The 10,587-nt window shown below is 62.7% G+C and carries 14 protein-coding genes and 2 pseudogenes; 5 read left to right on the plus strand and 11 right to left on the minus strand.

What is annotated here, in order from left to right; translation table 11 throughout:
• Positions 1–82: 82 nt before the first annotated feature.
• The 3 genes and pseudogenes from KOSB73_RS26980 to merE (KOSB73_RS26990) form a co-directional block, all read left to right on the plus strand.
• Positions 83–502, plus strand: a pseudogene (locus tag KOSB73_RS26980) (mercury(II) reductase); the annotation flags it as partial.
• Positions 503–518: 16 nt separating this feature from the next.
• A complete protein-coding gene (gene merD, locus KOSB73_RS26985) occupies positions 519–884 on the plus strand; it encodes a mercury resistance co-regulator MerD (protein ID WP_098141293.1) in 366 nt (121 codons plus the stop codon).
• Positions 881–1,117: a broad-spectrum mercury transporter MerE gene (gene merE, locus KOSB73_RS26990; protein ID WP_001087809.1), complete on the plus strand. Its 237-nt coding sequence runs from the start codon at positions 881–883 to the stop codon at positions 1,115–1,117. The genes merD (KOSB73_RS26985) and merE (KOSB73_RS26990) overlap by 4 nt, the downstream gene beginning before the upstream one ends.
• Positions 1,118–1,169: 52 nt before the next feature.
• Here merE (KOSB73_RS26990) and KOSB73_RS26995 read toward each other — a convergent pair whose 3' ends face one another.
• The 11 genes from KOSB73_RS26995 to merT all read right to left on the minus strand — a co-directional run bounded on the left by KOSB73_RS26995 (position 1,170) and on the right by merT (position 9,617).
• The gene (locus KOSB73_RS26995; protein ID WP_000904941.1) at positions 1,170–1,784 is read right to left on the minus strand and encodes a recombinase family protein; all 615 of its coding nucleotides are present in this window, start codon (positions 1,782–1,784) and stop codon (positions 1,170–1,172) included.
• Positions 1,785–1,844: 60 nt separating this feature from the next.
• The gene (locus tag KOSB73_RS27000) at positions 1,845–3,062 is read right to left on the minus strand and encodes a TniQ family protein (RefSeq protein WP_036991834.1); all 1,218 of its coding nucleotides are present in this window, start codon (positions 3,060–3,062) and stop codon (positions 1,845–1,847) included.
• Positions 3,059–3,967, minus strand: a complete 909-nt coding sequence (locus tag KOSB73_RS27005) for a TniB family NTP-binding protein (RefSeq protein ID WP_000393453.1) — start codon at positions 3,965–3,967, stop codon at positions 3,059–3,061. Before KOSB73_RS27005 ends, KOSB73_RS27000 begins: the two co-directional genes overlap by 4 nt.
• A gap of 2 nt (positions 3,968–3,969) precedes the next feature.
• Positions 3,970–5,652, minus strand: a complete 1,683-nt coding sequence (locus tag KOSB73_RS27010) for a Mu transposase C-terminal domain-containing protein (RefSeq protein WP_045291308.1) — start codon at positions 5,650–5,652, stop codon at positions 3,970–3,972.
• Positions 5,653–5,844: 192 nt separating this feature from the next.
• Complete coding sequence (locus KOSB73_RS27020; RefSeq protein WP_000993245.1) at positions 5,845–6,057, minus strand: DUF3330 domain-containing protein; 213 nt, start codon at positions 6,055–6,057, stop codon at positions 5,845–5,847.
• Between the two features lie 65 nt (positions 6,058–6,122).
• Positions 6,123–6,359, minus strand: a complete 237-nt coding sequence (gene merE, locus KOSB73_RS27030; protein ID WP_001087807.1) for a broad-spectrum mercury transporter MerE — start codon at positions 6,357–6,359, stop codon at positions 6,123–6,125.
• Positions 6,356–6,721 carry a mercury resistance co-regulator MerD gene (gene merD / locus KOSB73_RS27035; protein ID WP_001277466.1) on the minus strand — a complete coding sequence of 122 codons (366 nt, stop codon included), beginning with the start codon at positions 6,719–6,721 and terminating at the stop codon, positions 6,356–6,358. The genes merE (KOSB73_RS27030) and merD (KOSB73_RS27035) overlap by 4 nt, the downstream gene beginning before the upstream one ends.
• A 17-nt stretch (positions 6,722–6,738) precedes the next feature.
• Positions 6,739–8,424, minus strand: coding sequence for a mercury(II) reductase (gene merA, locus KOSB73_RS27040; RefSeq protein WP_000209296.1), 1,686 nt, complete (start codon positions 8,422–8,424; stop codon positions 6,739–6,741).
• Positions 8,425–8,462: 38 nt separating this feature from the next.
• Entirely contained in the window at positions 8,463–8,888 is a 426-nt protein-coding gene (gene merC / locus KOSB73_RS27045; protein WP_000522996.1) for an organomercurial transporter MerC, read from the minus strand.
• A gap of 27 nt (positions 8,889–8,915) precedes the next feature.
• Positions 8,916–9,191, minus strand: coding sequence for a mercury resistance system periplasmic binding protein MerP (gene merP / locus KOSB73_RS27050; protein ID WP_000732275.1), 276 nt, complete (start codon positions 9,189–9,191; stop codon positions 8,916–8,918).
• A gap of 15 nt (positions 9,192–9,206) precedes the next feature.
• Positions 9,207–9,617: a mercuric ion transporter MerT gene (gene merT, locus KOSB73_RS27055; RefSeq protein WP_020833727.1), complete on the minus strand. Its 411-nt coding sequence runs from the start codon at positions 9,615–9,617 to the stop codon at positions 9,207–9,209.
• A gap of 71 nt (positions 9,618–9,688) precedes the next feature.
• Here merT and merR point away from each other — a divergent pair, with 71 nt between their 5' ends.
• Both merR and KOSB73_RS27065 read left to right on the plus strand, forming a co-directional pair.
• Positions 9,689–10,144, plus strand: a complete 456-nt coding sequence (gene merR / locus KOSB73_RS27060) for an Hg(II)-responsive transcriptional regulator (protein WP_001166628.1) — start codon at positions 9,689–9,691, stop codon at positions 10,142–10,144.
• Positions 10,145–10,176: 32 nt separating this feature from the next.
• Positions 10,177–10,587, plus strand: a pseudogene (locus KOSB73_RS27065) (VWA domain-containing protein); the annotation flags it as partial.

A 10,587-nucleotide genomic window follows, 5' to 3' on the forward strand; every position in this document is an offset into this window, starting at 1 on the left:
GTCCATTCCGACGTGGTACCGCTGGGTGCCAGCCTCCACGCACGCTTAGCGTGCTTTATTTTCCGTTTGCTGAGACGACCCCATCAACATGACCGGCGGCGACGCAGCCCTCAATCTGACCGCGATGCCGGCAGTGGTGTTCACCGACCCGCAAGTCGCCACCGTGGGCTACAGCGAGGCGGAAGCGCACCACGATGGCATCGAGACCGACAGTCGCACGCTGACACTCGACAACGTTCCGCGAGCGCTTGCCAACTTCGACACACGCGGCTTCATCAAGCTGGTCATCGAGGAAGGTAGCGGACGGCTCATCGGCGTGCAGGCGGTGGCCCCGGAAGCGGGCGAACTGATCCAGACGGCGGTGCTCGCCATCCGCAACCGCATGACGGTGCAGGAACTGGCCGACCAGTTGTTCCCCTACCTGACAATGGTCGAGGGGTTGAAGCTTGCGGCGCAGACCTTCAACAAGGACGTGAAGCAGCTTTCCTGCTGCGCTGGATAAAAAAAGGAGGTTTTCAATGAGCGCCTACACCGTGTCCCGGCTGGCCCTTGATGCCGGGGTGAGCGTGCATATCGTGCGCGACTACCTGCTGCGCGGATTGCTGCGTCCGGTGGCGTGCACCCCGGGCGGCTATGGCCTGTTCGATGATGCCGCCTTGCAACGGCTGTGCTTCGTGCGGGCGGCCTTCGAGGCGGGCATCGGCCTGGACGCGCTGGCGCGGCTGTGCCGGGCGCTGGATGCTGCGGACGGCGATGAAGCGGCCGCGCAGCTTGCCGTTCTGCGCCAGTTCGTCGAGCGTCGGCGCGAAGCGTTGGCCGATCTGGAGGTGCAGTTGGCCACCATGCCGACCGAGCCGGCACAGTACGCGGAGAGTCTGCCATGAACAGCCCCGAGCGCTTGCCGTCCGAGACGCACAAACCGATCACCGGCTACCTGTGGGGCGCGCTGGCCGTGCTCACCTGTCCCTGCCATTTGCCGATTCTCGCCATTGTGCTGGCCGGCACGACGGCCGGCGCGTTCATCGGAGAGTACTGGGGTATCGCAGCCCTCACGCTGACCGGTTTGTTCGTCCTGTCTGTGACACGACTGCTGCGGGCCTTCAAAGATCGATCATGAGCGCTTCCCATTGAGACAAACCACGCTGTCGCTACGTTGCCTCATGCCGGCATCAAATTCGGCTGAGTAGCTTCTCGCCATCTGGACGTAGCTCACCCTTGGGTGAAACATGCCGATACAGGGTCTGCCGCGTGACGCCAAGTTCCTGGCACAGGTCGCCGACCTTGGTCTCTGGCTGACCCATTGCCGCCATCGCCAGCCGCAGCTTGGCGGCGGTCATCTTGAACGGCCGGCCGCCTTTCCGCCCGCGCGCGCGGGCCGAGGCTAGGCCGGCAATCGTGCGCTCCGCGATCAACTCGCGCTCGAACTCGGCCAGGGCGGCGAAGATGCCAAAGACCAGCTTGCCGGCGGCGGTCGTGGTGTCGATGGCCGCGCCGTGCCCGGTTAATACCTTCAAGCCGATGCCGCGCCCAGTCAGGTCGTGCACGGTGTTGATGAGATGTCGCAGGTCGCGTCCGAGCCGATCCAGTTTCCACACGACCAGTGTGTCGCCAGTTCGCAACGCCTTCAGGCAGCTCGTCAAGCCGGGCCGATCCTCGCGCATGCCGGATGCCTGGTCCTCGTAAAGATGTACTGGATCGACCCCGGCGGCAATCAGCGCGTCGCGCTGCAAATCGGTAGCCTGGGAGCCGTCCGCCTTCGATACCCGCATGTAGCCTATCAGCATGTCGTACCTGTCACATATACGTTCGATTATGTGACAGTGTGAGCCAGAAAGTTCTCGCCGTCAAAAACTGTCACTTAACCCGTCATTTAGTCTAAGACCTGCAAACGGCCATTCAGGCTCGTAATGTGACAAAAACTCCGGCGGGATGCCCTCCTTGGTGAACGTGGCGCGCAAACGTTCCAGGGATTCGGGGTCGCGTCGCCCGTAGGACGCCAGTGTGAACAGCAAGCGGGCCGTCTCCGGGTTGTGTCGCGCTTCAATGATGGCCTCATCGATGGCCTGGGCTGCTCGTTGCCAGTGGTTGATGGGTTCCGGCTTCGGCACCTTCGCCGGCAGGCCGTTGGTGAAACCAGTGTGCGGCTCCGTCTGAAACAGCGCGGCCTGTTCCCCGCGCGGGATCAGCGCCTTTGACTCGATCAGCGTGATGGCGGTGGCCGCCGCCTCCAGCATCTGCCACTGCACCGCCGGGGCCAGAATCTCGTAGGGACGCCACAGACTCTGCCCGGCGCGCAGCGGATGGCCGCAGCGCTCCCAGACATGGCGGATGCTCGCCGAGCAACTGCCGCAGTGCGAGAGCGGCGTGTTCAGCTCATCAAGCAGGGTGCGCAGCAGCCGGAACCACAAGCCGGCGTGGACACGCCGACGCGGCAGCTCCACAAAACCCGTCGTCAGCGCCTGCCAGGTGCGCCGGTCCATGCAGGCGATTGCGTCATCGGCAGGGCGCGGCGCAGCATCGGCGATTTCCCACTGAAGATACCGGCCGGGCATGCCCCAGTAGGACTCCAGCCAGCAGCCATGCTGCGGGCAGCTCAGCATCAAGGGGAGCTGCCAGACGAGTAGCACAGCTTGATTCGTTGGATCGTTCAGACACTGCGGACACGCCCGGCGAATCGTCTGGCTCGGTAGCCAGGCACGCCAGCGAGTGATGGACCGCACCTTGCGGGTGCGCTTGGGCAGGAGCACCGCGCATTGGAATGTATAGGTTTCCAAGGCTGCTGGTACCGAATCGTCGAGACTGTCGAGCAGCCACGGCACCCAGCCTGCAAGACTCATGCTGCGCAACCGCTCCAGCTCGACGCCACTGCGCTGGCAGAGCGCCGTCAGCAACGACAAGGATGGTGCGGTATCCAGGTCATCAAGTTGGCTGTGACCAAGATCGTGGGCCAGCAGCTCGTGCACGTCCATCTGGTAGCAGGCGGCGACCCGGTTGAGCCATGAGGACAGGGCTTCGCCTTCCTTGGGTGCCGGATGCAGTGGCCAGTGTGGCGCTGGCTTCACATCAGTTCCCGCTCGAATTGCCGCCGCCGCTCGCTGGGACCGGTGTAATCGGCCATGCTGAGCGTGCGATGGTTGATCGCTTCCTCACCGCTCTCCACGGCAGCGACGGCCGCCGCCATCAACAGGTGCGCCAGCTCGCCGATGGTGCCCTCGCTGCGCGTGAGCAGGTAGCGGGCCATATCCAGCGTGGCAATCGACGAGGGTCGCCGCAGCGGGAGCGAAGCCGCGAAGCTGGCCAGCAGTGAGCAGCAATCGTCGTTGGCCTCCCACACCGGCAGCATCATCGGCTCGAAGCGGTTTTCCAACTGGTCGTCCGAGCGGATCGCCAAGTAGGCATCGCGTGTGCCGACCCCGACCAGCGGGATGCGCAGCTCGTTGCCGAGGAAACGCAGCAGGTTGAGGAATTCCCGGCGGTTGACGCTGTTGCCGGCCAGGACGTTGTGCAATTCGTCGATCACCAGCATGCGCACGCCGACCTTGCGTAGCAGTGCCAGCGCCAATTGCTCCATTTCCGGCAGCCGTGGGCGCGGGCGCAATGGCGCGCCCATCGCGGCAAGTAGCGCGACGTAGAAGCGGATTACCGACGGTTCGGATGGCATCTGCACGACCAGTACCGGAATGTGCTCCTGGTCGGCGTCGGAGCTGGCCGGGTGGGTGCGGCGGAATTTCTCGACGATCATCGACTTGCCGTTGTTGGTTGGACCGACCAACAGCAGGTTGGGCATGCGTTGTTTGTTCGGCCACGCATACAGGGCTTCCAGCCGATTCAGCGCCTCGACTGCTCGCGGATAGCCGATCCAGCGGTCAGCGCGAAGGCGATGGATGCGTTCGTCCGCCGGAAGACGGGCCAAGCCCTGGGCCACCGGCATCAGGTGGGACAAGTCGATGATGGGATATTCTTCCACGGCTACCACTCCTCAATCTGGTCGAACGGTTTGGCAGGTGGCTGGTTGTCTGCCTGCGGGTCAGCCATGTCCGCGTCCGGTGGTGGCGTGGTTTTGAAAAGAACTGCCGTTGCCTTGAGATGCTGGCGTCGATCCGCGTCGCGCCGCGCCTTGCGCGTAGCTTTCTGCGCGGTGGACACGATTTCGCGCATCTGGCCGATCATGCGAAACAGCGCCGACTCATCCACCTGTTCGCGCCCTTGCTGCCGCAATTTCGCCAGCGCCTGTCGTTGTTCCCAGAGGGTGACAGCCGGGTGCGACAAGGTGCGGTATGGAATTTCCAGATAGTGCTGCCCCTCCGGCTCCAGCACCCAAATGCGGCTGATGTCGCGCGGGTCGCGCCGGATCAGGAACGCAGGCAAGCGGTCGCGCCGAGCTATCCACGGCTTGAGCGCATCGGCGTAGTAGTGAATGTGGTCGATGACAAAGCCGGTGCGAGTCAGAGTACGGCGAATGATGGGCAGGAAATCGACCAAAAAAGCCAAGGCGCGGGTGACGACAGCCGGTACACCGACACGCGCCACGGCTTCTGACCAGCGCGCCGCCGGCGGCTGAAGCAGGCCGTTGTGCACAGAGCCGTGATAGGTGCCCACCGCCAACGTGAGCCAGCGCTCCAGCTCACGCAATGTCAGGGCGGCCTTGTTTTCGGAATCGTAGTCCCCGCGCTGGTCAGGGTTGGAGAAGGTCGTCCCTGGCAATTCATCGTGGATCATCTGCATCGCCGTACCGATGATCCGTTCCACGATGCCGCCGTAGTGCGGCTGCCCTGGCGGACGATAGTCCAACCGGATGCCGTGCTGCTCGCAGCCACGGCGCAGCGCCTCGCTCTTGAACTCGGCCGCGTTGTCCAAGTAGAGCAGCCTGGGCTTGCCGCTCATCGGCCAATCCATTTCTATATTCAGACCCTCCAGCCAGGGACGCTTGTCGCAGGCGACATGCACAAGGCACAGGCCGACCGAAACAGATGACGGCGCTTCCAGCGTGACGACCATGCCGAGCACGCAGCGGGTAAACACGTCGATGGCGATGGTCAGATACGGACGGCCAATCGGTTGCCGGTCGCGCTCGTCCACCACGATCAGGTCGATGACCGTGTGATCAATCTGCACTTGTTCCAGTGGCGCGGTCACGGCGGGAGGCTCACCACCGACACCTTGCAGGCTGCGGGACGCATCCTGACCTTCCCGGCGGCGAGTGGCCTTGAGCGGGTCGAGGCCGGCGATCCGCAGGGCCAAAGTGTTGCGCGCCGGCACCCGTAGCTTTTGCGCTTTGCAAGCCTGCGCGACCTCGCGGTGGAACGCCGCCAGGCTACGCTTCTGCTTGGTCAGGAAGCGCTTTTGCAGCAACTCACGGATGATGCGCTCAACTGATTCCGGCAAGCGTCCCTTGCCTTTTCCGCCGCCGGACTGGCCGGGAACCAGGTCCGTCACAAACCCAGCACCTTGCCGGGCACGCCGGATCAGGACATACACCTGCCGCCTGGATAGGCCCAGCGCTTGAGCAGCGGCATCGGCGGCTTCATGCCCAACCACTTCAAGCGCTGCCAGCGGCCCGATGATTTCGGTCCGGTGCCGGGCCTGTGCCCATGCCGCATCGGGCAGGGTGGCCACGCCCTGCTCGGCAATTGGTAATGTGTCTGACGCCATGCTCACACCTCGCTTTGGTGCACACGAGTATTGAGCATAGTCGAGATTGGTGCAGATGACTTCTGATATTGCGTGGTCAGGAGCCGACTGCACACCTGGCGTTACGCCCCGTCAATTGGTGCAGTCGTCTTCTGAAAATGACAATTCTGACATCGTTTGCACATGGCATCTGACATCAAGTTAGGGTATGCCTCAATCTGACGGCTGCGAACCGCCAGGGACAGGCGCAATGTCAGATTCTGTCGCGGCCTTGGCGCGTGCCTGGAAGCGTTCATAGCAATCCAGCCCGCAGAAATGTTCGACGTATTCCGCGCCTTCCGGGGTGAAGGCGGCATCGAGCGGAATTTCTTTGCAGCATACGCAGCAGGTGGTGCAACTGGCAGTGTTCGGGGCGTTTGCGTTCATGGTGGTACTCCTCCAGATTGGTAGCGAAGCTCAAAGCTGCCCACTCTCGGCTGGCTGGGAAGCGGTCATGATCTTCCCTTGAAGGCCCGCAGCAGCCGCGTCACAGACAGGACAAACAAGCCGGTCAGCGTGAGGGCTGCAATACCCCAGTGCTCCCCGATGAACGCGCCGGCCGTCGTGCCGGCTAGCACAATGGCGAGAATCGGCAAATGGCAGGGACAGGTGAGCACGGCCAGCGCGCCCCACAAGTAGCCGGTGATCGGTTTGTGCGTCTCAGACGGCAAGTGCTCTGGGCTGTTCATGGCAGACTCTCCGCGTGCTGTGCCGGTTCGGTTGGCATGGCGGCCAGTTGCATTTCGAGGCTGGCCAGGGCCTCGCGCCGACGCTCGACGAGTTGCCGCAACACGGCAAGCTGCGCAGACGCACCGTCACCGTCCGCAGCATCCAGCGCCCGGCACAGCCGCGCCAGTGCGTCCAGGCCGATACCCGCTTCGAAGGCAGCCCGTACAAAGCGCAGCCGTTGCAACGCGGTGTCATCGAACAAGCCGTAGCCGCCCGTGGTGTACGCGACCGGCCGTAGCAATCCGCGCAGCAGGTAGTCGCGCACGATATGCACGCTCACCCCGGCATCAAGGGCCAGCCGGGACACTGTGTAGGCGCTCATTGAACACCTCCTTTTCCTCATCCGGCGCAGCACGAAAGCTGCTTCACGTCCTTGCTGAAGGTCTGCGCCGCGAGCTTCAGCCCTTCGACCATGGTCAGGTAGGGGAACAATTGGTCGGCCAGTTCCTGCACGGTCATACGGTTGCGAATGGCGAGCACCGCCGTCTGGATCAGTTCACCCGCTTCCGGGGCCACCGCTTGCACGCCGATGAGCCGTCCGCTACCTTCCTCGATGACCAGCTTGATGAAGCCGCGTGTGTCGAAGTTGGCAAGCGCACGCGGCACGTTATCCAGTGTTAGCAGGCGACTGTCGGTCTCGATCCCGTCGTGATGTGCTTCCGCCTCGCTGTAGCCCACGGTGGCGACCTGCGGGTCGGTGAACACCACGGCCGGCATTGCGGTCAGGTCCAGGGCCGCATCGCCGCCAGTCATGTTGATCGCCGCACGAGTGCCGGCCGCTGCCGCCACATAGACGAACTGCGGCTGGTCGGTGCAGTCGCCGGCCGCGTAGATGTTCGGGCTACTGGTGCGCATGCCCTTGTCGATGACGATGGCCCCCTGCGCATTGACGGCTACCCCCGCCGCTTCCAATGCCAGGCTGCGCGTGTTCGGTGTCCGGCCGGTGGCGACCAGCAGCTTGTCGGCGCGCAATTCACCGTGCGTGGTGGTCAGCACGAATTCACCGTCCATATGGGCGACCTGGCTGGCTTGCGTGTGCTCCAGCACCTCGATGCCCTCGGCACGGAAAGCGGCTGTCACCGCCTCGCCGATGGCCGGGTCTTCACGGAAGAACAAGGTATTGCGCGCCAGGGCCGTGACCTTGCTGCCCAGCCGGGCAAAGGCTTGCGCCAGCTCCAGCGCCACCACCGACGAGCCGATTACGGCAAGGCGTTCGGGAATGGTGTCGCTCGCCAGGGCCTCGGTGGAAGTCCAGTAGGGTGACTCTTTCAAGCCCGGAATCGGCGGGACCGCCGGGCTGGCACCCGTGGCGACCAGGCAGCGGTCGAACATCACGACGCGCTCGCCACCCTCGTTCAAACTAACGATAAGGCTCTGGTCGTCCTTGAAACGCGCTTCACCGTGCAGAACGGTGATGGCTGAATTGCCGTCCAGGATGCCTTCGTACTTGGCATGACGGAGTTCTTCGACACGGGCCTGCTGCTGGGCCAGCAGCCGCTCGCGCAAGATCGTCGGCGGTGTGGGTGGCATGCCGCCGTCGAATGGGCTTTCCCGGCGCAGATGGGCGATGTGGGCGGCGCGGATCATGATCTTGGACGGCACACAACCGACGTTGACGCAGGTGCCGCCGATGGTGCCGCGCTCAATCAGCGTGACCTGCGCGCCTTGCTCGACGGCCTTCAGTGCTGCCGCCATCGCGGCTCCACCGCTACCAATGACGACGACCTGCAACGGGCGTTCGTTGCCACTGGGCTTATCAGCGGCCCCTATCCAGCCGCGCATCTTGTCGAGCAGGCCGGCGCGGTTGTCCGTCGGTGGCGCATCGGCAAGCGTTGCCTCGTAGCCCAGTCCGGCCACGGCGGTAGTCAGCGCATCCGATGACGTGCCCGCCTCAATGGCGAGTTGCGCTGTGCCCTTCGGATAGGACACCAGCGCCGATTGCACGCCGGGCACTTTCTCCAAGGCTTCCTTGACGTGAGCCGCGCACGAGTCGCAGGTCATCCCGGTGATTTTCAGGGTGGTCATGTATTTTTCCTTTTCTGTGGTGGCTACGGCTGTTGCCGTCAGCCACGTTGTTCTGGCAATTCACAGCTGTCCGGCCCGCAGCGGCGATGTGCTGGCGAGATGAAATCCCAGACCGACACCCCAACCATCAAGGCCAGGCCGACATAGAGCAGTCCACCGCTCTGCCAGCCGTAAGCCCGCATTAAAAACACCGCTGCCAGCACCAAGATCGGGCCTATCGTGCCGAGCGCCGTGCGTCGCCACTGTCGATGATTGAGCCAAGCGATAGCATTGGCGAGTAACGCGATGCCGGCGAACATCGGCAGCAGGATGCCAATGAATAGCCCCTCGTACTGGCTCAAGAAGCCCAGTCCGATGGCCGCGCCAAAGCTGGCGATGGCAGGAAAACAGGCGGCGCAGCCCATCGCGGAAACGACGCTGCCGAGCGCGCCGGTTTTGCCAGCGATGCGCGTGATGAGTCCCATGTGTCGCTCCCGAGTTCGGTTAACGGATCAGCGTTTGAGGCTGGACGGATAGCCCGCGTCCTCGGTCGCCTTGGTCAACTTCTGGACGTTGGTCTTGGCATCGTCGAAGGTGACGACGGCCTGGCGCTTGTCGAAACTTACGTCGGTCTTGCTCACGCCCTCAACCTTGGAAAGCGCGTGCTTGACAGTGATCGGGCAAGAGGCGCAGGTCATGCCAGGCACGGACAGCGTGACGGTCTGGGTGGCGGCCCACACGGGGGCAACAACGGCAGCGAGGGCGAGGGCGGCAAACAGTTTTTTCATGATGAACTCCTGTGATTAATAGAAAAATGGCATGACGTAGGGAAATCCGAGCGAGACCAGGACCAGCGCGGCCACGATCCAGAAAATGAGCTTGTAAGTAGCTCGCACTTGGGGAATCGCGCAGACCTCACCCGGTTTGCAGGCTTGCGCCGGGCGGTAGATGCGCCGCCAGGCGAAAAACAGCGCGACCAGCGCTGCGCCGATGAAGATCGGGCGATAGGGTTCCAGCACCGTCAGGTTGCCGATCCATGCCCCGCTGAACCCCAAGGCGATCAAAACCAGCGGCCCCAGGCAGCAGGCCGACGCAAGAATGGCGGCCAGCCCACCGGCGAAGAGCGCGCCGCGCCCGTTTTGTGGTTCAGACTTTTGTGGTTCAGACTTTTGTGGTTCAGACTTTTGTGGTTCAGACTTTTGTGGTTCAGACATACGCTTGTCCTTTCAAATTTGGTTTGGATAGCTTAAGCTTACTTCCGTAGTTATGTACGGAGTCAAGCGATATGCAAATTAATTTTGAGAATCTGACCATTGGCGTTTTTGCCAAGGCGGCCGGGGTCAATGTGGAGACCATCCGGTTCTACCAGCGCAAGGGCCTGCTGCCGGAGCCAGACAAGCCCTATGGCAGCATTCGCCGCTATGGCGAGGCGGATGTAACACGAGTGCGGTTCGTGAAATCGGCCCAGCGGCTGGGCTTTAGCCTGGACGAAATCGCCGAGCTACTGCGGCTGGAGGATGGCACCCATTGCGAGGAAGCCAGCGGCCTGGCCGAGCACAAGCTCAAGGATGTGCGCGAGAAGATGGCCGACTTGGCACGCATGGAGGCCGTGCTGTCTGAACTGGTGTGCGCCTGCCATGCGCGGAAAGGGAACGTTTCCTGCCCGCTGATTGCGTCACTGCAAGACGGAACGAAGCTCGCTGCATCGGCGCGGGGGAGTCACGGGGTGACTACGCCTTAGCGTGCTTTATTTTCCGAATTCTGAGACGACCCCGTATAGCTGTTCTGTCAGTCCAGTTCGACGATGACGGCACGATGGATGTATGGGGCTTTGCTGAGCGTCACAAGAAATACCCTGACGTCACCCTGGACAATCTTGATGGTTATATCGCCGGGATCCAGAGTACTGGAAACCGGTCAACCTGGGAAATTCTTCCGGGCCTGGGCGGGACGAACAACGAGCCGCCGGTTATGAATGAGGTGATCGACTTCTTCAAGGACAGCACACTGCCGGTCTATGTTGTCTGCATTACGGATGGTGGGATTAGTAAAACCCGTGAAATCAAAGAAGCCATACGCCGCTCGGCCAACTACCCCATTTTCTGGAAATTTGTGGGCCTCGGCGGCTCGAATTACGGTATTCTCGAAAAACTGGATACCTTCAGCGATCGGCGAATCGATAAC

It is taken from the genome of Klebsiella grimontii, assembly GCF_900200035.1.
Lineage (GTDB): Bacteria > Pseudomonadota > Gammaproteobacteria > Enterobacterales > Enterobacteriaceae > Klebsiella > Klebsiella grimontii.

Coding starts and splice junctions, on each gene's coding strand:
- KOSB73_RS27020 (WP_000993245.1), bottom strand. CDS start 6,057: ATGAACGCAAACGCCCCGAACACTGCCAGTTGCACCACCTGCTGCGTA.
- merE (WP_001087809.1), top strand. CDS start 881: ATGAACAGCCCCGAGCGCTTGCCGTCCGAGACGCACAAACCGATCACC.
- merE (WP_001087807.1), bottom strand. CDS start 6,359: ATGAACAGCCCAGAGCACTTGCCGTCTGAGACGCACAAACCGATCACC.
- KOSB73_RS26995 (WP_000904941.1), bottom strand. CDS start 1,784: ATGCTGATAGGCTACATGCGGGTATCGAAGGCGGACGGCTCCCAGGCT.
- merR (WP_001166628.1), top strand. CDS start 9,689: ATGCAAATTAATTTTGAGAATCTGACCATTGGCGTTTTTGCCAAGGCG.
- merD (WP_098141293.1), top strand. CDS start 519: ATGAGCGCCTACACCGTGTCCCGGCTGGCCCTTGATGCCGGGGTGAGC.
- KOSB73_RS27010 (WP_045291308.1), bottom strand. CDS start 5,652: ATGGCGTCAGACACATTACCAATTGCCGAGCAGGGCGTGGCCACCCTG.
- merD (WP_001277466.1), bottom strand. CDS start 6,721: ATGAGCGCCTACACAGTGTCCCGGCTGGCCCTTGATGCCGGGGTGAGC.
- merA (WP_000209296.1), bottom strand. CDS start 8,424: ATGACCACCCTGAAAATCACCGGGATGACCTGCGACTCGTGCGCGGCT.
- merT (WP_020833727.1), bottom strand. CDS start 9,617: ATGTCTGAACCACAAAAGTCTGAACCACAAAAGTCTGAACCACAAAAG.
- merC (WP_000522996.1), bottom strand. CDS start 8,888: ATGGGACTCATCACGCGCATCGCTGGCAAAACCGGCGCGCTCGGCAGC.
- merP (WP_000732275.1), bottom strand. CDS start 9,191: ATGAAAAAACTGTTTGCCGCCCTCGCCCTCGCTGCCGTTGTTGCCCCC.